Source organism: Eubacterium limosum, assembly GCF_000807675.2.
Taxonomy (GTDB): Bacteria; Bacillota; Clostridia; order Eubacteriales; family Eubacteriaceae; genus Eubacterium; species Eubacterium limosum.
In genome coordinates this window covers 1912890-1935936 of the sequence record NZ_CP019962.1, presented here as the reverse complement: position 1 = coordinate 1935936, position 23047 = coordinate 1912890, and the positions used below count along the sequence as shown (strand labels likewise).

23 protein-coding genes are annotated in these 23047 nt (G+C 46.5%); 6 read left to right on the top strand and 17 right to left on the bottom strand.

What is annotated here, in order from left to right:
• Positions 1-2: 2 nt before the first annotated feature.
• The 12 genes from B2M23_RS08965 to lepA form a co-directional block, all read right to left on the bottom strand.
• A complete protein-coding gene (locus B2M23_RS08965; RefSeq protein WP_038352803.1) occupies positions 3-896 on the bottom strand; it encodes a polyprenyl synthetase family protein in 894 nt (297 codons plus the stop codon).
• Positions 893-1114, bottom strand: coding sequence for an exodeoxyribonuclease VII small subunit (gene xseB / locus B2M23_RS08960; RefSeq protein WP_038352804.1), 222 nt, complete (start codon positions 1112-1114; stop codon positions 893-895). Before xseB ends, B2M23_RS08965 begins: the two co-directional genes overlap by 4 nt.
• Positions 1096-2316, bottom strand: a complete 1221-nt coding sequence (gene xseA / locus B2M23_RS08955; RefSeq protein ID WP_038352805.1) for an exodeoxyribonuclease VII large subunit — start codon at positions 2314-2316, stop codon at positions 1096-1098. Before xseA ends, xseB begins: the two co-directional genes overlap by 19 nt.
• 11 nt (positions 2317-2327) lie before the next feature.
• Positions 2328-3287: a Kae1-like domain-containing protein gene (locus B2M23_RS08950; RefSeq protein ID WP_038352806.1), complete on the bottom strand. Its 960-nt coding sequence runs from the start codon at positions 3285-3287 to the stop codon at positions 2328-2330.
• 6 nt (positions 3288-3293) lie between these two features.
• Positions 3294-3740 (bottom strand): transcription antitermination factor NusB, encoded by a 447-nt coding sequence (gene nusB / locus B2M23_RS08945; protein ID WP_038352807.1) that lies wholly within the window; start codon positions 3738-3740, stop codon positions 3294-3296.
• 76 nt (positions 3741-3816) lie between these two features.
• A complete protein-coding gene (locus tag B2M23_RS08940) occupies positions 3817-4161 on the bottom strand; it encodes an Asp23/Gls24 family envelope stress response protein (protein ID WP_038352808.1) in 345 nt (114 codons plus the stop codon).
• A gap of 12 nt (positions 4162-4173) precedes the next feature.
• Positions 4174-4635, bottom strand: a complete 462-nt coding sequence (locus tag B2M23_RS08935; RefSeq protein ID WP_081571155.1) for a CD1247 N-terminal domain-containing protein — start codon at positions 4633-4635, stop codon at positions 4174-4176.
• Entirely contained in the window at positions 4635-5192 is a 558-nt protein-coding gene (gene efp / locus B2M23_RS08930; RefSeq protein WP_038352809.1) for an elongation factor P, read from the bottom strand. Before efp ends, B2M23_RS08935 begins: the two co-directional genes overlap by 1 nt.
• 105 nt (positions 5193-5297) lie before the next feature.
• Positions 5298-6212, bottom strand: a complete 915-nt coding sequence (prmC, locus tag B2M23_RS08925; RefSeq protein WP_052237309.1) for a peptide chain release factor N(5)-glutamine methyltransferase — start codon at positions 6210-6212, stop codon at positions 5298-5300.
• Positions 6212-6418, bottom strand: a complete 207-nt coding sequence (gene rpmE, locus B2M23_RS08920) for a 50S ribosomal protein L31 (protein WP_013381757.1) — start codon at positions 6416-6418, stop codon at positions 6212-6214. Before rpmE ends, prmC begins: the two co-directional genes overlap by 1 nt.
• A gap of 104 nt (positions 6419-6522) precedes the next feature.
• Positions 6523-8376 carry a transcription termination factor Rho gene (gene rho, locus B2M23_RS08915; RefSeq protein WP_038352810.1) on the bottom strand — a complete coding sequence of 618 codons (1854 nt, stop codon included), beginning with the start codon at positions 8374-8376 and terminating at the stop codon, positions 6523-6525.
• 182 nt (positions 8377-8558) lie between these two features.
• A complete protein-coding gene (gene lepA, locus B2M23_RS08910; RefSeq protein WP_038352811.1) occupies positions 8559-10364 on the bottom strand; it encodes a translation elongation factor 4 in 1806 nt (601 codons plus the stop codon).
• Positions 10365-10533: 169 nt separating this feature from the next.
• Between lepA and rpsT the strand changes: the two genes are divergently transcribed.
• A complete protein-coding gene (rpsT, locus tag B2M23_RS08905) occupies positions 10534-10800 on the top strand; it encodes a 30S ribosomal protein S20 (protein ID WP_038352812.1) in 267 nt (88 codons plus the stop codon).
• 133 nt (positions 10801-10933) lie between these two features.
• Here the strand turns inward: rpsT and holA are convergent, their stop codons facing one another.
• The 3 genes from holA to B2M23_RS08890 are packed head-to-tail and all read right to left on the bottom strand — an operon-like array spanning position 10934 to position 15041.
• On the bottom strand, positions 10934-11947 hold the full coding sequence (gene holA, locus B2M23_RS08900) for a DNA polymerase III subunit delta (RefSeq protein ID WP_038352813.1): 1014 nt from the start codon (positions 11945-11947) through the stop codon (positions 10934-10936).
• Positions 11948-11968: 21 nt separating this feature from the next.
• Entirely contained in the window at positions 11969-14284 is a 2316-nt protein-coding gene (locus tag B2M23_RS08895) for a DNA internalization-related competence protein ComEC/Rec2 (protein ID WP_038352814.1), read from the bottom strand.
• Positions 14285-14330: 46 nt separating this feature from the next.
• The gene (locus B2M23_RS08890; protein ID WP_038352815.1) at positions 14331-15041 is read right to left on the bottom strand and encodes an MBL fold metallo-hydrolase; all 711 of its coding nucleotides are present in this window, start codon (positions 15039-15041) and stop codon (positions 14331-14333) included.
• A gap of 146 nt (positions 15042-15187) precedes the next feature.
• Here B2M23_RS08890 and B2M23_RS08885 point away from each other — a divergent pair, with 146 nt between their 5' ends.
• From B2M23_RS08885 to B2M23_RS08875, 3 genes are all read left to right on the top strand, one after another.
• Positions 15188-16423, top strand: a complete 1236-nt coding sequence (locus B2M23_RS08885; protein ID WP_052237310.1) for a patatin-like phospholipase family protein — start codon at positions 15188-15190, stop codon at positions 16421-16423.
• Positions 16420-17349: an alpha/beta hydrolase gene (locus B2M23_RS08880; protein WP_038352816.1), complete on the top strand. Its 930-nt coding sequence runs from the start codon at positions 16420-16422 to the stop codon at positions 17347-17349. The genes B2M23_RS08885 and B2M23_RS08880 overlap by 4 nt, the downstream gene beginning before the upstream one ends.
• Positions 17350-17476: 127 nt before the next feature.
• Positions 17477-18253, top strand: a complete 777-nt coding sequence (locus tag B2M23_RS08875) for a class II glutamine amidotransferase (protein WP_052237311.1) — start codon at positions 17477-17479, stop codon at positions 18251-18253.
• A gap of 46 nt (positions 18254-18299) precedes the next feature.
• Here B2M23_RS08875 and B2M23_RS08870 read toward each other — a convergent pair whose 3' ends face one another.
• Together B2M23_RS08870 and aspS are read right to left on the bottom strand one after the other, a co-directional pair.
• Positions 18300-18749, bottom strand: a complete 450-nt coding sequence (locus B2M23_RS08870; protein WP_038352817.1) for a SoxR reducing system RseC family protein — start codon at positions 18747-18749, stop codon at positions 18300-18302.
• 62 nt (positions 18750-18811) lie between these two features.
• Entirely contained in the window at positions 18812-20587 is a 1776-nt protein-coding gene (gene aspS / locus B2M23_RS08865) for an aspartate--tRNA ligase (RefSeq protein WP_038352818.1), read from the bottom strand.
• A gap of 207 nt (positions 20588-20794) precedes the next feature.
• On the opposite strand from aspS, the gene B2M23_RS08860 reads away from it, so the two are divergent.
• Entirely contained in the window at positions 20795-21451 is a 657-nt protein-coding gene (locus tag B2M23_RS08860) for a Crp/Fnr family transcriptional regulator (protein ID WP_038352819.1), read from the top strand.
• Positions 21452-21609: 158 nt separating this feature from the next.
• On the top strand, positions 21610-22989 hold the full coding sequence (locus B2M23_RS08855) for a uroporphyrinogen decarboxylase family protein (RefSeq protein ID WP_038352820.1): 1380 nt from the start codon (positions 21610-21612) through the stop codon (positions 22987-22989).
• The last annotated feature ends 58 nt before the right edge of the window (positions 22990-23047 follow it).

Here is a 23047-nt window from a genome sequence, read left to right as displayed (position 1 = left end):
TCTTAGTTTTCTCTCTGACAGATATATTTTGCCATATCCTCCAAAAATGAAGTGTCATGGTCAATGGTTGCCAATGCGTCCAGCGCACCGTTTTCCAGTTCTCGGATCTTTTCCTGTGAGGAAGCCATTCCATAAAGGGACACAAAGGTTGATTTGTGGTTCTTTTCATCGCTGCCTACTGGTTTACCAAGGGTTTTTTCATCCCCGGTTACATCCAGAATATCATCGACGATCTGGAAAGCCAAGCCGATTTTTTCACTGTATGTCTCCAATGCTTCGCGTTCCTCACCCGTCACCTTTGCCACGAACCCACCACACAGCACCGCCGCTTTCAGCAGAGCGCCTGTCTTATGAGCGTGAATGTAATACATTTTTTCCTCATTGATCGCCTCGTTCTCACTGAGAATGTCACCTGTCTGGCCGCCGATCATACCATTTACGCCAGACGAATGCGCCAGATAACTGAGTGCCCGTGTATAATGGAAAGTTTTTGACGGGTCTACCGGGATACCGGCAATGGCTGTTTCCATCGCATAATTCAAAAGCGCGTCTCCAGCCAGAATGGCCATATTTTCACCATATACCTTATGGTTAGTGGGCTTTCCGCGGCGCAGATCATCATTATCCATAGCCGGCAGGTCGTCGTGTATCAATGAGTAGGTATGAATCATCTCAATGGCACAGGCCAGCGGCTTAACATCTGCGGGATCGCCCCCCAGACAGCGGCAGGTTTCCTTCATCAAAATAGGTCTCAGGCGCTTTCCGCCTGCAAAAAGACTGTATTTCATGGCACTGACAATAATATCCGGCGTATCAAACTTCCGGTCGAAGCAAGCCAACAGCTCATGATCTGTTGCCTTTACTTTTTCCAATAGGGTTTCTTTAAATGGTTTCATTCCTCTGTTTCTCCTTCATAAGGCATTTCCTGATTGTCGGCTGTCAAAATAGTGACCTTTTCTTCAATGCCGTCCAAATCACTGCCGCACTCTTTTACCAGCTTCATGCCCTCCTCAAAAAGGGCCAGTGACTTCTCAAGATCCAGATCATTCTGCTCTAAGGCCTCTGCAATGGTCTCGAGCCGGGTGATTTTTGTTTTTAACTTTTTAGTTGCCATTCAGGCTCCTCCTTTATCACAGAAACGATGACCTCGCCATCGTGGAATTTTAATTTCATGGTTCCCGCGGCCTCTGCTTCAGTGGCTGAGCGTACAAGCTCACCGGATTTATCCTCAGCCAGAACATAACCACGTTTCAGCACTCCCAGCGGATTCAAATCATCCAGCCTCCTGGATACCGATTCCACCCTGCTGCGCTGCCGCTCAATTTCAAACCGCATGCCTCTCAGCATACGGTCCTGGAGCGCGTCCAGGTATAAGCGCATATCCGCCACCTGGTTTTCTGGCCCGCTTCTCAAAAGCCGGGCAGCAGCCTGTGTCAGTGCCATACGGTTTTTTTCAATATAGTGGTTCATCGCTTTGAGCAGACGGGATTTCAGCTGGGTTAACGTCCCTGCCCATTCTAACAGGTTCTCAGCTACCAGTTCACCGGCTACAGACGGTGTTGGCGCACGCATGTCCGCCACAAAATCCGCAATGGTAAAATCCGTTTCGTGCCCTACTGCTGAAATAACGGGGAGCTGCGAGGCATGTATCGCTTCGCCCACAATTTCCTCATTAAAGGCCCACAGATCTTCCATGGACCCGCCGCCGCGTCCGATAATAACCACATCTGCGTTGCCAAGACGATTAAAGGTTTCGATACCTCTCGCAATCTCTTCTGCCGCGCCATCTCCCTGCACAAGCGCCCCGTAGATGACAATATGAATCTGAGGATTTCTCCGCCGGATGACTGAGATCATATCGCGGATCGCCGCCCCAGTAGGCGAGGTAACAATCCCCACTCTGCGTATATACTCTGGCAAGGGCTTTTTCTGCTCTGTATCCAGCCACCCCAACGCCTGATATTTTTCCTTCAACTGCTCAAAGGCCTTGTAAAGCGCGCCAACTCCCTGGGGTTCCATAGAGCGAACGTAAATCTGGTACTGGCCGTTGCGTTCAAAAACAGAAATACCACCTTTAATTGTGATCTTCATCCCTTCCTCTGGCCGGAATTTGAGATTCTGCACGTTATTGCGGAACATAACACAGGCAATACGGCTTTGACTGTCTTTTAAAGAAAAATATACATGACCTGAGGAATGAAACTTCAGATTGGAAATTTCCCCTTCTACCATAAGGTTTTTCAGCACGCTATTTCCATCCAGCATGGTTTTAATAAAATGATTGACTTCTGTAACGCTAAGCGCCCGGGTAATCATAGGAACCCCCTTTATGTCATGGTTTCAATCCCCAGCAACGCGTTTCCGGCAGCATTGTCGGTCGCGTAGCATGGTTTTGTAAAGTGCAAGCGAAGACGCCTGCGGCTTAATTCTTTTTCGATAAGCCCTCGGATGATCTGATTTGACATAACACCGCCTGAAAACAGAACATCCCCTACACCATAAGTTGCAGCCGCCAGCGCTATGGCCTTCGATAATGTCTTGGCGATACATCGGTGGAGCCCATAGGCTACCTCCGCCGGCTCTGTCCCCGAGTCCAGCAGTGCTGCCGCTTTGTTTTCCTGCCCTGAGAAGTGAAAGTCCATTTTATCAACGTTTGACGGTATCACACAGCTGCGTTCCACTGCTTGTGACGCCAGCTGCTCCAGTGCCTTGCCGGCTGGAAAAGCGTAGCCCAGCCGCACGCCCACCCGGTCGATGAGCTGTCCGGCATTAAGGTCCAGGGTCGCCCCTGCTATTTTACAATCATACCCGCTTTCCCTTGAGTTTACCAACAGTATCTCAGAGGTGCCTCCGGAAAAATGCGTTGCCAAAAGCGGAAAGTGGAGTTCTTCCGGTTTCATTCCACTGCCATAGATGGCGCTGCGGATATGATTCTCCTGATGGCTCACCGCAAAGGCGGGAATCGCAAACAGACTGCCAATGGTTTTTCCGCATCCAATACCTGCGCGAAAAACCGGCATGTACGAATCCTCCAGAGGACGTGGCCGGTCCGAGTAACACACCACCTGTAACCGCTCTCGTATTTTTAAGTTTTCAGGAATACTCTCAAAAAGTACTGGCAAGTTTTTAACATGCTGATACAGGGCTTCTGACTGACGCAGCCCGCGTTCGCCTGGCTTTACCTGAAGCAGAATACCTTTTTCATAAACCACTTCGCCATTAGCACCGGCTAAGGCAATGGAGGTTGTGTAATTACTGGTGTCAATTCCCAGAGATAAACCATCCATGCTCCATCAATCCTTTGAAAGCTCGTCTGCGTGCTCAACCGCCACTTTATTGAGAATACCGTTAATATAGGTTTTGCTTTCTTCCGAGGCGTATTTTTTTGCCAGCTCTACTGCCTCGTTAATCGCTACCTCCTTTGGCACCTTTGTGTATAAAAGCTCGGTGACACCCAGACGTAGAATGGCCTTTTCCATTTTGGGAACACGGCTGAAATCCCAGGTTTCCTTTAAATGGCTGGCAATCAACGCGTCAATAGCCGCTTGATTTTCAAGGGCAGCGTCAATGACCTTCTTTGCATAGCCGCCTGTCATACCTGCCACTTCATCCTCAGGGTCACCCTGTCCTGCCAACTCAAAAAAATTTTTGAGGCTGGTGTCCAGCTCTGCATCTTCGGCGTGAAAATCAATCTGGAAAATCCCACGCAGAGCCAGCTCTCTCTCTTCTTTTCGATTCATTTTTCGACTCATAGTTACCTCTATCTCACAGTATAAAAGGCCGCAAGAATACTCTCACAGCCTTTTGAATGCTCTTTTAATATTTTCCGCTGCCTTCCACGTGTACATTAACCTGCGCCACCTGATTGCCAGTCATAATCTCAACAGATTCCTTGACCTTAATCTGGGTTTTTCTGGCGATCTGAGGAATATCAATTCCCATCTCTGTAATCACATGCACGTCGATATGATAGCCATCTTCCTGGCGCACAACCTTTACACCCTTTGAAACAGCAGAAGGATAGATCATATCCAATATTTCATCAGACATACGCATAAACATTTTGTCGATGCCGTCCACCCCTAACGCAGCCAGATTCGCAATCGAACAGACCATTTCGTTAGAGATTTCCTGAGGGTTTAATTTTTGGTTTTCATCCATTTTATACACCACCTATTCGTGATGATGTCCGCACTGACACCCTTCGCCATGGGTTAATTCTTCAACGACTTTTTCTTCCAGATGAAACTGTTCGCCACATTCAGGGCAGAACACATCATCATCGTCAAAGGCTTCGAAATCGGTAATATAGACCGTTCCGCACTTTGGACATACAACTTCATAATAGTCGTCGTCATCGTCGAAGTCTACATCATCAAAATCATCGTATTCCTCATCCCAGTCTTCATCCAGAATGAATTCCTCAAGCTCGGTCAGGTCGTCATCAATCATTTCCGCGTAATCTTCCAGCTCATCCTGAGCCTCTGCCAGACCTTCCAGCGCATCGGTCATATCGCCCAATACGTCGATAATCCGGTCAAGCACCTTACCTTCCTTTGTCGTAAGGTCTAACTCAAGGCCTTCTACTAGGCCTTCAATAAAGGCTACCTTTTCACGGATATATTTCATATGCATTATACACGTTCCATGTATTCACCGGTTCTGGTGTCTACACGAATCGTATCTCCTTCTTCTACAAATAAAGGAACGGTAATAACCGCACCCGTTTCCAAAGTTGCCGGTTTATTGGCGCCGGTAGCGGTATCGCCCTTGAAGCCCGGTTCGGTTTTAGTAATAAGCAGTTCAACAAAGTTCGGAGCTGCTACTGAGAAAGCTTCTCCTTTGAAGAAACGAATAGTTGCGTTGTCGTTTTCTTTTAAAAACTTCAGAGCATCTTCAACCTGATCATAATTCAATGGAATCTGTTCATAGGTTTCGAGATCCATAAAATAGTACAGATCGCCATCTGCGTACAGATACTGCATTTCCTTTGTGTCGATATGGGCTTTCGGGAATTTTTCAGTTGGGTTGAACGTTTTTTCTACAACAGCTCCGGTCAGAACATTTCTGATTTTAGTACGAACGAAGGCGGCACCTTTTCCTGGTTTTACATGTTGGAATTCCACAATCATGAAAACACTTCCGTCCATTTCAAAGGTTACGCCTTTTTTAAATTCTCCTGCTGATATCATCTATAAAATACCTCCAAATATTAAATCCTGTTTCTTAGTCATATAGCTTCTTTTATTCTATCATAAAAGTTTTTGAACTTCAAATTCAACTTCAATTTTTTGTTTTTATTCTTTCCACGCGACCACACCGCGCACTGCACCTGTCAGATCAGGGATCATTGTTATGGCGCCAAAGCCCTGTTCTTCAAGAAGCTCCGCAACTTTTATCTCCTGGTCGTTGCCGACCTCCAGAACAATCGCACCGCCTTTTCTTAAGTAAGGGCCCGCTTCCCGTGCAATACGCTCATAGAGATCATATCCTGTCACACCGCCTGAAAGCGCCAGTATTGGCTCATAATCCACAATATCCCTTTGCAGCGTTGGGATAATGCCATCAGGAATGTAAGGCGGATTAGACACAATCAGGTCAAAATGCTCTGCTGTCGAAAGGCCTTCAAAAAGGTCGCTCTCTATCATTGTAATGTTTGAAAAACCTAAATTCCAGGCGTTTTCTGCCGCCACCTTCAATGCCTTTCCCGAAATATCCGTGAGGGTAACCGCCGCACTCGAGACAAAAAATTTCAGAGAGAGACCGATCGCACCGCTTCCTGTACACAAATCAAGAACATGTGGATGCTCGGTATTCTGCTTAATCTGTGGGATAACCTTTTCGAGAATCGCCTCTACCAGCGATTCCGTATCCGGCCTAGGGATAAGCACATCTTGCGAAACCTGAAAAACCAGTCCCATAAATTCTTTTTCACCTGTAATATAGGCCACCGGCTCAAGGGCCGCCCGACGGTCAATGCATCTGCGATACTCTTCGGCATCTTCAAAGCTTACAGTCCTGCCAGGGTCACTGTAAAAAGTGATACGTGGGCAGTTCAACACCGATGCCAGAAGCACCTCGGCATCCAGTCTTGGACTTACAGACCCACACTTCGCAAGCCTTGTACTCCCCACTTCTATGAGTTCTTTAATAGTATTCATCCTGTTTTTCACAATAAAAAAGTCGGTTACCAGGAACCGACTTTCATTCATTATTCGCCTTTTTTGCCGTATTTTCTGTTGAATCGTTCTACACGACCACCTGTATCTACTAATTTCTGTTTACCAGTAAAGAAAGGATGGCAAGCTGAACAGATTTCAACCTTCAGCTCCGGTTTAACAGAACCTGTTTCAAATGTATTACCACATGCGCATTTAACAACGGATTTTCCGTATTCTGGGTGGATACCTTTTTTCATCGAATTCACCTCATTTCGTTCTCGTATTTATATATATTGATACATATATTTTTTTCAACTAAGTTAGTATAACAGATTCTCTGTAAAAGTGCAAGTTTATTTTCTCAGGATTTGGATTTCTGAAGGATCTTTTTAAGAAAATCCTCATTATCGGTTGTGCGTTCAAGGGTATTGATAATTTTGTCTGTCAGCTGCACAGGGCTGTTGCCTGCATACAGTTTACGGATCTGATAACTGACCTTCAGCTCATCGGGTGTCAGCAGCTTTTCTTCGCGGCGTGTACCGGATTTGTTCAGGTTGATAGCCGGGAATATCCGGCGTTCAGCCAGCTCACGTTCAAGATGCAGTTCCATATTGCCCGTACCCTTGAACTCTTCAAAAATAATGTCATCCATCCGACTTCCTGTATCCACCAGAGCTGTTGCCAGTATGGTCAGGCTGCCGCCGCCCTCAATATTTCTGGCAGAGCCAAAAAACTTTTTAGGAAAGTACAGCGATTCCGGATCAAGACCACCGGTCAGGGTTCTCCCTGACGGCTCGACGACCAGATTGTTACCGCGAGTCAAGCGCGTCAGGCTGTCCACCAGCACGACAACATCCTTTCCCTGTTCAACAAGCCTTTTACCTCGCTCCAGCACAATTTCCGCCACACGGATATGATTTTCAGGCGGCTGGTCAAAGGTAGAGTAAGCAATATCCGCATCGATGGAACGTTTCATGTCGGTTACCTCCTCAGGGCGTTCATCAACCAGTAAAATAATCAGTTCAATCTCTGGATGGTTGGAACGAATTCCCTGGGCAATCTCCTTAAGCAGCGTTGTTTTCCCGGCCTTCGGCGGCGCAACGATCATCCCTCTCTGCCCTTTTCCCATAGGTGAAAAGATATCAATGATGCGGGTTGAAACGATGTCTCTGTCTGTTTCAAGGGTAATCCGTTCCTCTGGAAATACTGGTGTCAGGCGTTCAAACCTAGGACGACTTGCAATCTTTTCAGGAATATCGCCGTTGACTGTTTCGACATACAACAGCGCGTCAAACTTTTCCCCTTCGTTGGGCATACGGATTTTACCCACAATTTTATCGCCGGTCCGCAGATTAAAACGACGGATCTGGTTAGGCGCAACATAGATATCATTGTCACCGGAGGTGTAGTTGTTCATTCTCAAAAAACCAAAACCATCAGAATTTAAATCTAAAATCCCTTCCTGCGAGTTTTTAAAACGATCAAGATTTTTTTTATCATCAGCATAGAGCATACTGTTGATTTTATTGATGATGTCTGAGGTCTGTGTTCCGTTAACCATCTCTAAAAAGAGCATAGCCGCGTATTTCTCACCCGGTTTTGCCTTCCGCACCTTTCCCCCGACAATATCGCCCGTTTCCAGCTTAAACTTCTGGATCTGCGAGCCTGAAACATAGACCCATTCCTGCTGGGATTTCATTTCCGGAGTCTTTATAAAACCAAAACCCTCAGGCAGTACTTCCAGAGGGCCGGCCATTTCAATACTGTCTTCAATATTGTCCTTGATTTTCGCATAGCGGTGGTTGTTGTAATTGTTATGGTTGTTATGATGCTGTTTTTCCACCGGCTGGGGCAACGCACTTCGCTCCTGTTTAGACTTATCTACCAGAGCCCGGTCATTCGCTTTTGTTTCATTCTTTTCCTTAACAGCCGTTTTTCCTTCATTCTTTTTATCGGCAGATTTCCGTTCGTCTGCCTTTTTATCGCTGTTTTTCGGCGTTTGTTTTTCGGCCTTTTCCGCTTCGTTCTTCTTTTGAGCCGCTTCTTTTTGGGATGGCTCCTCTGTCTTTTTAACCGTTTCTGATTTTTGACTGGCTGCTGTGATCATATCGATGAGCTCCTGCTTTTTCTTTTTGCTCAGTCCGGTAAAGCCTAAACGCTCCGCCTCTTTGCGCAGATCGGCCACAGTCAGCTTTTCAAGGTTTGTCGTATCCAATAGATTCCTCCAGAATGTGAAATTTGATTGCAAAACTTATAAATGTAGATTTAAAAGTAAAGATAGATAGTTATGATTACTAATTTTAGCATATCTGTCATAAAAATACAATAAAAATAAAAACCGCCGGCAATGCCGTAAAAATCGGCTTTGCAGCAGCGGTATAACCATTATTTTTTCGCCTATGAATCCAGTTTCAGCACTGCCATAAAGGCCTCCTGCGGTACCTCTACGCTGCCCACCTGACGCATACGCTTTTTCCCCTCTTTCTGCTTTTCAAGAAGCTTGCGCTTACGGCTGATATCCCCGCCGTAACATTTGGCTAAAACGTCCTTGCGCAGCGCGCTCAGAGTTTCCCGGGCAATAATTTTATTGCCGATGGCGGCCTGAATTGGAATTTCAAACATCTGTCTTGGGATGGACTCCTTTAGTTTTTTGGTAATGGCCCGTCCACGGCCTACAGCTTTTTCCTCATGAACGATAAAGGATAAAGCGTCCACCAGCTCGCCGTTTAACAGGATATCCAGTTTTACCAGCTTCGCCGGGCGGTATTCCTTGATCTCATAATCCAGAGAAGCATAGCCACGGGTTCTTGATTTAAGGGCGTCGAAAAAATCATAAATAATTTCATTGAGCGGCAGCTCATAATGCAGGGACACACGTGTTTCCTCGATGTAATCCATATTGATATAGGTTCCCCGCCGTTCCTGGCAAAGCTCCATCACGGCGCCTAGATATTCAGACGGCACCATGATCGTCGCGTCCACAATTGGCTCTTCCATAGTGTCAATTTCAACCGGATCCGGCAGATTGGTAGGATTGTCCACCCAAAGCTCTGTGCCGTCTGTTTTGATAACTTTATAGATAACACTTGGCGCAGTGGTAACCAGATCCAAGTTAAATTCGCGTTCCAGCCGCTCCTGAATGATCTCCATGTGCAAAAGCCCCAGGAAGCCGCACCGGAACCCAAAACCAAGCGCAATGGAGGTTTCCGGCTCATAGAGCAGCGATGCGTCATTGAGCTGCAGCTTGGCTAAAGCTTCCTTCAGGTCCTCATAACGGGCACCATCCGCAGGATAAATGCCGCAGAATACCATTGACGTTACTTTTTTATAGCCTGGAAGAGGCTCGGTCGCAGGGCGGTCTGCTGCGGTAATGGTATCCCCGACACGGGTATCGCGCACATTTTTAATCCCGGCGTTCACGTATCCGACATCGCCTGCGGACAGCTCGTCCACTGGCAGCAATCCTTTGGCGAAAATACCGACCTCGTCCACCTCAAAATCCTTGCCAATGGCCATCATTCGGATCTTCATGCCGGCCTTGATCTTTCCCTGGACCACGCGCACTGAAGCGATAACCCCACGGTACTGGTCATAGTAAGAGTCAAAAATCAATGCCTGGAGCGGTGCGTCCGAATCCCCGCCTGGCGCTGGAACATCGCTGACAATGGCCTCCAGCACATCCTGAATATTAATTCCTGCCTTTGCAGAAATAAGCGGCGCATTCTCTGCGTCCAATCCAATTACATTTTCAATTTCTGCCTTTACCTCATCGGGACGGGCACTTGCCAGATCAATTTTGTTGATAACAGGCACCACTTCTAAATCGTTATCCAGTGCCAGATACACATTCGCAATAGTCTGGGCTTCAATCCCCTGGGACGCGTCCACCACCAGAATAGCCCCCTCACAGGCTGCCAGGCTTCGGGATACCTCATAGTTGAAATCCACATGACCCGGTGTGTCAATGAGATTTAAGATATACTCCTCGCCATCCTTGGCATTATAAATAAGCCGTACTGCCTGCAGCTTGATGGTAATTCCGCGTTCTCTCTCAATATCCATGTTATCGAGAATCTGATCTTCCATATCTCTTTTGCTTAAAAGTCCCGTTTCTTCAATCAAACGGTCGGCCAGTGTGGATTTGCCGTGGTCGATATGGGCAATAATCGAAAAGTTTCGGGTTCTTTCCTGTTTTGTTAACAAAGTAATTCCTCCAATGTGTAAGTCTATTCGATAAAACACGCTATGTGTCCATTATTTTTATGCTACAGATTATTCTATCAAGAAAAAAATTTTTTGTCACGTTTTTTGTTGTAAATTTATTTTTCATGTGTTACAATCAATACGTTATAAATAAATGAGGAGGTACTCCATGGCTAACATTAAATCAGCTATTAAGAGAGCTAAAACAAACGAAAAGGCAAGATTGCGCAACAAGGCGGTAAAAACAAATTTAAAGACAACAATCAAAAAATTTGATGCTGCAGTTGCAGAAGGCGATCAGGCCAAAGCAGAAGAAGCTTTCCGCTCAGCAGTTAAGAAACTGGATATGGCCGTTACTAAACATGTCATCCACAAAAATGCTGCTTCCAGAAAGAAAAGCACTTTAGCAAGAACCTTAAACGGAATGGCCGAATAACCTCATTGTTTATATATTCCCAAATTTAAACCCGTGTCTCAAGGGTGGGCGCACAGTTGTTAGTGCGCTTTTTTATTTTTTGAAAACTCAAGAGGTAGACACAGCAGAACGCCGTACCTTCTTCCCCAGCGCATTACAGCTTGAGTACAAACCACTCCAGACCAAACTCAGGGTCGATCTGTCCTGTTTTCATTTTAAGGTCCAGCTCTGCCGCCTCGATCATGGTACGCTTAAGGCCTGCCACCCGGTAGCGCCGGCCATTCTGCAACACCTTTTTGACCACAAAGGGCGCCAGCTTTGCCTCCTTGGCAATGGTATCCGGGGACATACGTTTTTCTGAGAGCAGCTTGACCATCAGCATAATACGAATTTGTCTCAGTAAGAGTCCAAAAACGCCAAAGGGACCTTCCCCTTCAAGATAAAACTGATTAAGCATTTTAAGCGCCGCGCCCTTATTGCCTCCCATGGCATAATCGACCATCTTAAACACATTGTCTTCAACCGATTTTGGCATAACGGTTTCGACGTCCTCCAGGGTGATGGCGTCACGCTCACCTACATAGTCAATAATTTTATTCAACTCATTATCAACCATTTCCATATTTTTATTATCATTTTCGAGGTAAAGGGTATCCATAACAAACTGTTCTACCACCTTCTGACTTGTCCGTTTGCCTGCCAGTTTAAGCCGGCGGCCAATCCATTTTTCCAGATCAATTTTGTTCAGCTTGTCATAATCCACAATGGCTCCCTGTTCCTTAAGGGTTTTATATATCTTCTTACGCTTGTCCGGACTGCTGTCACAGAGAATAAGCACAGTGCTGCCGGATGGTCTTTCAATGTATTTGTTCAAGGCCTCCACGATCTTCTTATCGCTTGTCTTCGTCAGGCCTGCGCTTTCGCGCACAATGACTACCCTTTTTTCACTCATAAGCGGCAACGTTTCGCACACAGACAATATCTCAGATATATCTGGATTTTTGTCCTCAAACACCGCCAGATTCAGCTGCTCCAGTCCTGGCGCGATCATTGTTTCTACCAGAGTGTGCTCAACCATATTCCCGATGTACTGCTCCGGACCCGCAAAAAGATACACTGGCCGCACCTGTTTCTGCTTGATGGCCTTCATTAGTTCCTGATATTTCATGATAACCTCTTATCCATTATTTTAATCTTTATCGATATAGCTTCGTACGCTTAAATCTTTTCCATTTGTCCATACTTCAACTGCGCCGTTTTTATCAGTTCTTTTACAGACTGCGCCGGAGGCCTCAATATTTTCAAGCACCTCGTAGGTCGGATGTCCAAAACTATTATAACGGCCAACCGAGATTACAGCAAGAGATGGATTAAGCTTTTTTAAAAACTCCGGCGATGTGGAGAACCGGCTGCCGTGATGGCCGACCTTCAAGACATCCGCTTCAGGCAGACTGCGAACAATGGCCTCCTCAACCGGAAAACCGGCGTCACCTGTAAAGAGGAAGGATCGGCTTCCATAGCATAATCGCAGCAGCATGGACGCGTCATTTTGCTCCTCGTCTGCCATCATCTCTCTTTTACTCTCCGGCCAGAGTACCTCAAAGGATAAGCCATCGCCGCTTTCCAGCGCACTGCCCTTTGCGAGAACCTCTACGGGTATTTTATTCTGGCTCAACAGGGTTTCGTTATTGTATTTACTGGAAACATAAATCCGCCCCACAGGAATTTCGGCGAGAAGCTCCTCAATACCCTGTGCATGGTCAGCATGGTTATGTGAGATAAAAACCCCATCAATCCGCCGGATGCTTTTGGCGTACAACACAGGCAGCAGAACACTTTCAGAGATAGGTGTCCGTTCCTTCCGGAGTGCATTGCCATAGGTTTCGTATCCCCCTCCGTCAATAAGGTACGCACCTCCAGATGGTGTCTCAACGAGCGCACTGTCCCCCTGCCCCACATCTAAAAATGTTATCCTCAAAGGCTGCCGGACCAGCGATGTGCCAAAAATGACCAGAAGCAGCAACGGTAAAGATACCCCAGCAAAATACCGGGCAGATTTTTTGTTTAAATTAAAATACCCGGAGATCAGAAAGGCAACAAGCACCATTATCAGAAGTTCTGCCAGCGTCATGGCTCCTCGATGCAGAACCAGCCAGCTGAATTTTGAAAAAAGATTAGTTAAAAACAAAATGCCGTCCGCTAAAAAGGCTGCCGGCAGACAAAGAAGCCCGCCTGCTGCCGGAATAAAAGCCGTAAGAGGCACTGTAATCAGGGCAAAAACCAACAAAACACCCACCAGAGGGACGACCAGCAAATTAGAAATCAGTGCTACCAGATTCAAGGTATGAAAATGGTAAAGGCTGGCCGGCATAGTACCCAGGGTAGCACAAAAAGTCAAAAGCAAACTGGACGCCACCGCTCCCGGTGTTTTAATATGCCGTTCATATTCGTACAGCAATGGTTTATAAAATAAAACAATCGCCAGCACCGCGGAAAAGGAAAGCTGAAAGCCCGCCATAAAGAGCTGGGCTGGCTGAAATAATAATATAACGACACCGGCCAGACACAGTCCGTTTAACGCATCATAGGTTTCAGTTATTCCTCTGCCGCCAACCAGCGCCAGGCACATCAGCGCAGCCCGGATGACCGACGGGCTGAAGCCCGTCAGTGTAATATAAAACAGCAGGCAGGCCGCCAAAACCGGTAAGTGGTAACGGCGCCGTACACCGAGCCGAGCCAGCAGCCAAAGCACCAGAGCGTACACATAGCCTACATGCAGGCCGGATATGGCCAGCACATGGGAAACTCCCGCCTCCCGAAAGGATGCCTTTACCTCGCCATCCATGGTGCTGTCGCCCAGCAGGATTCCCTTGATTAAGCCGCTCTGGGACGGTGTGAAAAACTGATCACAAATTTCTGACAAACGCTGTCTCATCCCATAAACAGCATATATTGGGCTGAATGAACCCGGTTTCGCTGTAACGGCCTCTCCGTTTTTCAGATAAACCTGTCCGTCAATCCCCTTTGCCTTTAAATAAAGTGCATAATCAAAACCACCCGGATTTCGCCTTCCAGCCGGTTCACTGATTTCACCGTCAAAGCTTAAAACATCTCCTGGCGTGTAATTTACACTGTTCTCCGCTACTGTAACCATCACCTTTCCTGAAACAGACATATGATTAATTTCCTGAAGCTTCAGCACAAATCGGGTTTTCTCCCCTTCCTGTGAAGGGACACTGTCCACCACACCCGAAAGCGATGCCGGGTGCTCCCAAAAACCCTCAAATGGATTTTCATTTCCGAATACCGGAATGGCGACGGCACATCCCAGCATATAAACAGCCAGTATCAGTACTGCGCTTACAGGCCTTACTTTTTTGAATATCAACGGTATAGGCATCAATCCTACAGGCAAAAGGACGTAAAGAAAAAAGGGCGCCCCAAAAGCGGCCAGCAGGATTGCGCAGCACAGTACTGCGAATGCATAGATCAGCGGTCGTTTCATTGGGCCCCCTTGTCGGTTTATTTATTTTGCTGCTCGCAGCAAACGATCAAATTGTAAAATTCGCCATGATTTCAGCTTTGGATAAACGTCCGTTAAAGCGTCCGTTTCCAATCTCATAATAACGCTGCGGTGAAATCTCTGGGCTGAAATGCGTGAGGATAAGCCGGCGGACTCCAGCACTGTTCGCGTTTTGAATCGCTTTCTCCATAGACAGGTGAATCGCGGAATCCACATCATCCAGAAAAGCGGAATCGCACAGCAAAACATCCACACCCTTTGTAAATTCTTCCAGCGCCTGGCACATCGCCGTATCGCCAGTATACATAAAAGTAGACTTTCCGTCATAGGCCTTGATCGCAAAATCCTTAAGCGGATGGCGCATTTCCATAAAGCTGAAGGCCATACCTCCAATTTCGAGTTTCAGATCTTCAGTGATCGGCGTAAGATCAAATACATTTTTATAGAGCAGCCGGTCAAATTCCTTATCGGGGCTGTCGGGGGCATAAAGCGGAATTGTCATTCCCCGCATCTCAAGGGCATAGCGCAGCACAAACAAATCCGAAATGTGATCGGGGTGAAGATGTGAACAGATTACCGCGGTAATATCCTCAATGTCACAGATTGTCCGAAGGTTGGCCAGTGTACCATTGCCCATGTCAAGCACTACCTTGGCATCACCGTTTTCAAGTAAGTAGCCTGAGCAGGCACCTCCTGCTTTTGGGTAGGGTCCGGTATTGCCTAATACGGTTAATTTCATTTCAAAAAACCTCCATTTTTTCGTTGATTAAAGTTCATTTTAATGGTTAAATGATATAGTAATATAGTTATTATACACCATATTTACAGATTATCCCACGATAATCCAATCTTTTTAAATACATTGACATCAAAAGGAGGTTCGTCATGAATAAACCAGGTTTGGTTTTGTCCGGCGGCGGAAGCCGCGGCTCCTATCAGATCGGAGCTTATCGGGCATTGAGAGATAACGATATCGAAATCTGCGCCGTTGTGGGTACCTCCATCGGAGCTATAAACGGGGCCTATATTGCTCAGGGCGATCTTAATCTCGCCTGCGATGTCTGGGAGCATATTGACTACCACACCGTTTTTGCCGAAACCAGAGGTTTGCTGATGGATGTAGAGCCCCTGCGCACACTTCTAAATGAAACCATCGACGAAGACGCCGTAAGACACTCCCCCATCCGTTATGGGCTCACCACCTACAATTTAAGTGATATGAAAATGGAATACCTTTTTATCGAGGATATTCCACAGGGCAAGCTGGTTGACTTTATTATGGCCAGCTCCAATGTACCCATTTTTAAGAGAGTGGTTATTGACAATAAGCGTTACCTCGACGGCGGTGTCTACGACCCGCTGCCGCGCAAAATGCTTTACGACGCAGGCTGCCATGACATGATCACAATCATGATTGATATCAATCCCATAAGTGCATCGGACCGTATAAAATACGAAAATCTCGAGGAGCTCCGTATTACACACTCTGCCGACCTCGGCCATTTTTTGAGCGTGGACCCGGTTGTCATCAGGCAAAACTACGACATGGGCTACTATGATGCTCTGCGGGCCCTGAGCCAGTATGAGGGAGGTTATTATTACCTTATTCCTAAAAACTACCGATCGGTCCCTCTGGCCCGGGCTTTTAATAAAAAGGATATCCGTCCGCTGGTACAGGACAGAACAGCCCGTTCCATTTTAAATGGCAATATGACCCTAAGGCGGCTTCTTATCCATCTTACTCTAACCCGATATTGGAAATCTAATTACACAATGACCTGGAATGAGCTTTTTACAGCCTGCGCCGAGCTTACAGGCGAGCTTTTATCCATTCCAAGGTATAATGCCCTTACACTATACGAGCTCATCAAACAAATACTCGACAGTACGGATTTTATAGAAGCCTCTGACAGCTTTCAGAAGCATGATCATGCATCCCTGGGTGAGCTCATTCTCACAGGCCAGGCAGACTTCATCCGCAAGGAATACGCAGCAGTGGCTCTGGCCGAAAATCTTCCGGCGATTACGGCGCTGCTGCCAGCGCTTATTCTGGCAGTACCCGACGTGGTCATTGCAGCTCTATTCCTAAAAGTCATTAAAAACAGAAGGAGAACCCAATGATAAGACTCGACCCCAAAAATTTTGAAGCCTCTGACGGCGCACGGATATACTATTACAGCACTCCACGCAATTTGGATACCAAAGCCGTCCTTTTAATTGTGCACGGAATGGCTGAGCATGCCATCCGCTATACCGAATTCGCTGATTTTCTTTACCGGCGCGGCGTTATTGTCTACGCCATCGACCAACGTGGTCACGGTATGACTGGAACCTTCGACGGCACCCTGGGTTATTTTGACGATGTGGACGGCTGGCAGCGCATTGTCGAAGATATTCACGAGCTTACCGACCATGTCCGTGAGGAAAACCCGGATTTGCCCCTGTTCATTCTCGGACACAGCATGGGCTCCGTCGTAACACGCACCTGTCTCATTGATTTTGGCGGCCTGTTTAAGGGCGGTATTATTGTCGGAACCACCATGGGAGTAAGCAAGGCTGTTCGGTCATTTGGCAAGACCATTGCCAAGGCAGAAATCGCCAAATACGGACCTACCCACCCTTCTGAGCTGCTGACAAGAATATCCTTTGGTGGCTATAATAAAAAATTTGCCCCCAACCGTACCGAGTATGACTGGCTCTCCGTCAATGCGCTGAATGTGGATGCTTACTTAAAAGATCCGCTATGTGGCTTTACCTGCACTTCGGCTTTTTTCTATGACCTTTTTACTGGTCTGGATTACGCCAATGATCCCCGCAATATTTTCAGAATGCCTGCCGATCTTCCCATCTATATGATTTCCGGCGACAGCGACCCTGTCAGCAATATGGGTAAGGAGGTCCGTACACTATACCAGCGTTTTAAAAAAGCGGATATGAAAGATGTTTCCATAACGCTTTATCCTGGCAAACGGCACGAAATCCTGAACGAAACTAATCGGCACGAGGTTTACCAGGATATCCTGAACTTTATACAAAAACATTTTTAAGAGGCTCCGGCCTCTTTTTTATTACTCTTCAGCTAAACCAGCTTGACATTTCCATTCATTCATACTATAATACATATTAATCATATTTATTTTATATGATTAATATGTATTCAGAAAGGACAATACCATGTGTGAACTCTATGGAATTACCGGAGACAGCCCCGTACGTGCTAATGACATGCTTAAAGAATTTTACACCCACAGCCATAGGCACCCTCACGGATGGGGCATGCGCTATTTTAACAAGGACGGCACAGACTCCATGTGTAAAGAAGCTGTCAGCGCGCACGACAGCCTGGTGCTTCCAGAACTGCTGAATCATGACATCAAAACCTCTGTGCTCATTGCCCACATTCGCTTTGCCACCATCGGTTCCATTGCCAAAAGCAACAGCCATCCTTTTACTACCCGGGATAGCAGTGGACGGGAGTGGACGATGGCTCACAATGGTAATATCTACTCCGGTATGGAGTTGCTTCCTTATCTGGATACCCAGGCCGGTGAAACCGACAGCGAGCGCGTGCTTCTCTATCTGACCGATGCCATGAGCAAAGCCATCAGCGATACCGGCCGTTCACTGGATGCGGTACATCGGGCAGCTTTGCTTGATGAGAAAATTGCCGCTATCGCCAAACGCAACAAGCTTAACCTGCTCATCTATGACGGTGAGGTTTATTACATACATACAAACATTATTGACACTCTGTACTCCTCTAAAAAATCCAGTCATGTCTGCTTTTCCACCCATCCTCTTTCTCAAGATGGTTATCTCTGGAAAAAGGTGCCCATGGCCCGCCTCTTTGCCTATAAGGGAAGCCAGCTAATCTATTCCGGACAAAGCCATGGACACGTGTTTGAACCCGCAAAGCTTCCAGAACATGATCGGGGAAACTTTGTAATTTAAAAAGCCTGCCAAACTTAAATTCGGCAGGCTTTTGTATTTTTATCTTTTATTCGCCGGCTGGCGGCAATTCCTGTGCTTCAGCTTCGATCTCTGTAATCACCGGCTCATATTTTGAGTTGAATTTTCCTTTTTTATCGAAAACCCGGATGACCAGATAAGAGATGACCGTCAGCAGTATCCCGGTAAAAAAGGGAACAAGTACTAAATCCAGAGTCAGGGCAACAGCGGCAAAATAGCCAGCCGCGCAACCCACAACAAAGGCGATAAGAGGGATACCGTACATAATCGAGGTCGCCTTGATAACATTGGCAAACTCCATTTCCACAGATACGGTGTCGCCTACCTGAGCGCCAGCCGCATTTCTGGCAGTAGCTTCCATAGTCATTTTTTCCTTACCGACCTGGCAGGCTCCGCAATCGCCGCAGGCGGCATGGCGCTTAATCAGCACCTTTGCGTTCTTTCCCTTTAGTTCTTCGACGATTCCAATTTCTTTCATCGTATATCACTTCCTTATATGGTTGCTTTTCCCTTTTATACCCTGTCCGGCACTCTTAAAACCTACAGTATTTCATCGATGCTGATGCCCAGATCAATGAGCTGGTCAAGCTGCGCTTCGGCCGGCGCATCGGTCATCAGGCAACTGTGGTTTTGTGTTTTCGGGAACGCAATAACATCGCGGATATTATCGATATCCATGAGCATCATGATGAGACGGTCAAGGCCAAACGCCAAACCTCCGTGCGGTGGTGTTCCATACTTCAGTGCTTCCAGCAGGAACCCAAACTGTTTCCATGCATCCTCCATGGTAAACCCAAGGGCCTTAAACATTTTTTCCTGTACATCCTGATTATGGATACGGATAGAACCGCCCCCCAGCTCAACGCCGTTTACAACCATATCGTATGCGTCGGCGTGTACCTGCGACGGGTCGGTTTCCAGAAGCGGCAAATCCTTATCCAGCGGCGCAGTAAACGGGTGGTGCTTGGCTACATAGCGCCCTGCCTCCGTGTCGTACTCGAGCAGTGGGAAATCAATCACCCAGAGGAAATTAAACTTGCCGCTCAGATCAAATTCAAGCTTCTTAGCCAGTTCCAAACGAAGCTGGCCAAGGGCAGTACAGACAATCTCATCCGTATCAGCAACAATGAAGATCATATCCCCAGATTCTGCGCCCATACGTTCAAAGATAGCATTCTTTTCTTCTTCAGAAATAAACTTGAGAATCGGCGATTTCATTTCTCCGTCAGATACGTCGATCCAGGCCAGCCCCTTTGCTTTATAGATAGCCGCAAATTTCTCAAGGTTTTTAATGGTCTTTTTGCTGAGTTTTCCCTGGGCGTCCTTAGCGTTAATGGCACGGACAGAGCCGCCCTTTTTAACTGCACCCGAGAATACTTTGAATTCGCTGTTTTCAACAATATCGGAAATATTTGTGAGTTCCATGCCAAAACGCGTATCCGGCTTGTCTGAACCGAAACGGTCCATTGCTTCCTGATAGGTCATTCGGATAAACGGGGTTTCCAGTTCAATACCGCGGACTTCTTTGAAAATTTTAGCGATCATGTTTTCCATGATGGGCAGAATATCGTCTTTTGTGATAAAGGACATTTCCATATCGATCTGGGTGAACTCTGGCTGACGATCCTGACGAAGGTCCTCGTCACGGAAGCATTTTGCAACCTGATAGTAACGGTCTACGCCGGAGATCATCAGTATCTGCTTAAAGAGCTGCGGACTCTGGGGCAGTCCGAAAAATTTCCCCTTCTGAACGCGGGAGGGTACCAGAAAGTCACGGGCGCCTTCCGGAGTCGGCTTACCTAAAATCGGTGTTTCAATTTCCAGAAAGCCTTCATCGTTTAAGAAGTTGCGGGCAATACTTGCAACCTGGGCTCTGGTTTTTAACATTTTCTGATTCTTAGGCTTGCGAAGGTCTAAATATCGGTATTTCAGCCGGACAGCCTCGTTGCTCTTGTCGTCGTCTTCCACATAAATTGGCGGAGTATCGGCAGTATCGAGAATGGTCAGGCTTTTAACCATAACCTCAATTTCACCGGTTGCCATTTTAGGGTTGACGTTTTCCGCATCGCGGTTAACAACTTCCCCTTCAATACAAAGCACATATTCATTACGTACCTTTTCGGCTTCTGCAAAGGCTTCTGCGCTGACTTCTTCATTGACGACCAGCTGTACCTTGCCGCTGCGGTCTCTTAAATCAATAAAGAGAACCCCTCCAAGATTTCTTCTGGTGTCTGTCCAGCCGCACAATTTGACGGTCTGTCCTACAAATTCCGTATTCAGTTCGCCGCAGAGGGCGTTTCTATAGGTGGTTTTCATCTTTCCTCCTGTTATGTTATCTATGCGTATTTTAACTTTTTCATATCTTATTATTATATAAAAGGCATCCCCTTTATGTCAAGTGTCTGGGCTGTTTTTCTGGGCTTTATCCAACAACTTTACACAGCAGCATTAAACAGCAATATTAAGCAATTATGAATAAAGTTATGCTATACTAATTTAAATCAGGATTGAGAGGAACTTTCAATGCATCTGCAATATTATTTTGGCGATGACTTCAAACAATTTGAAGAATATCTTTCGTCCATAGAGCACACGGTTTTTGAATGTAAAAAGGATACGCCGCTCAGCGGTGTGGGCGCGCCGCTGGATAAAGAGTATTATGTGCTGGAGGGTATGATCCGCACCTCCTTTATACATGAAAGCGGGCATATCAAGGCTTTTGCTTTTTACGGTCCCTATACCTTCGCGCCGCTTTACTATCCCGGCGACTATAAAATCGAAAGCTCTCTTATCTTTACAGCTGACACAGATCTCAAGGCTCTGGCCTTTGACCGAAAACTTCTGGGGCGCTATCTCAATAAAAATCCAGAGCTTAATCAGGCCATGTATGACGCCTATATGCGGCTGGTGGTGCTGCTTATCGAGGATAACATCAACCAGCTTTTTTCAACAGGGCTTGAAAAAATTTCGCATTTCCTCTACAGCGCTGTCACTAACAGTAACAACCCGGTGGTTCTGATATCACAGGACGATCTTGCCAACTTTGTAGGCATGAACCGGGCCAATGTGGCTAAATATCTGAAACAGCTGCGTGAGGAGAAAATTATCGAAACGGCCAGAAACCGGATCATCGTAAAAAACATTAAAAAGCTACAGGAATACAGCCAATACACTGGCTGATTCTTTTATTTTTCCTTAAAAACTTATTATTTTAATGTTTTTCATGGCTGTTATGTCTTTTAAAAGATATACAGCCTTTTTTATTGTGCTATAATTGATACATATTTGAAAACGTTACAGGCCTGTTTTTCAAACGAATATAAGAGAGGTGTTTTTCAATGAGTGATAACAAGAAACTACAGGAAAATCGGATCAAAAATTTCCATGATTTTTACAACAACCGGATTCCAGATCATGTGCCTACCGGCTATATGATTTCTCACTATCTGGTAGCAGAATACGGCGGACAGAATCTTTTTGACTACCAGTATGATTACGGACGTCTGCGTGAGCCTGCGCTGGCACTGGATAAACGGATTATCTCAGATGTGACTCCTATTCTTCCGTGCAGCCAGGTACTTAACCGTCCGGCAGAATTCTACCAGATCCTGGGCTCTCAGTCTTTTGTGATGGGAAAGAACGGAGTCGTCCAGCACCCTGAGGTCGTTGGTATGCAGTCTGACGAGTACCGTGCCCTGATTGACGATCCTTTTACCTTTTTAATGGAGACTGTTATTCCACGCCAGTACAAAAATCTTGATCCCGCCGACGGGCTTAAAACCGCTGCAACGATTATGAAGGCCCGGTCCAGTCTGGATAAATCAATCAACGCTTCCTTGCCCTGGTTCATGGAAATCACAGAACAAAGCGGACACTATCCCGGCGCTCCGGCCGGCTCTTCCGGCATGACAGAAGCCCCCTTTGATTTTATCGCCGACCAGCTCAGAAGCTTCAGCGGGGTGAGTATAGACATACGCCGCCACCGCAGTGAGCTTAAGGAAGCCTGTGAAGCGCTGCTGCCTGTACTGTTTGAATGGGGACGCCCACCGGTTCCAAACGCAGAAGGCTCTGTCTTTATTCCGCTGCACATGCCAACCTTTATGCGCGAAAAGGATTTTCTTGACCTGTGGCTGCCAACTTTTAAAACCATGATTGAGCAGTACGCAGCGCTTGGCATACGCTGCAATATCTTCTGTGAGGATGACTGGACACGCTACCTGGACGTTTTGCAGGACTTCCCTGCCGGAACACAGATGTGGTTTGAATTCGGCGATCCTCAGCTGATTAAGGATAAGCTGGGCGACAAGATGATTATCCAGGGACTTTTCCCTGTTTCCGCCCTTCGCGGTACCAAAGAAGCGGTCATGAGCAAAGCCAGAGAGCTGCTCGACATTATGATGCCCGGCGGCGGATACTATTTTCACTTTGACAAAAATCCATTCCTTCTGAATGAAGTTAACATTGATAACTGGGCTGCCTTATCCGAAACCGTTGCAAAATACGGTGTCTATAAAAACGCAGGAGAAGCCTGCGGCACGCCGCTGAATGCAGAAGGATTTACCTTTGACCCAGCCAAATTCAGACCCATCGAATCTAAATATCTGACCACCTGGGAAGCTTTTAAAACTGAAAACCCACTGGTTCCTGAAATTGCTAAAGGGAACCTGGCACAGCTCAATAACGAGCTCATCAATTTCTTCATGTACCTTCTTGTCTAAGACGGAAAAGAGCCGCGGAACGAAATCCCGCGGCTCTTATTTTTATGTTTTAAACAGA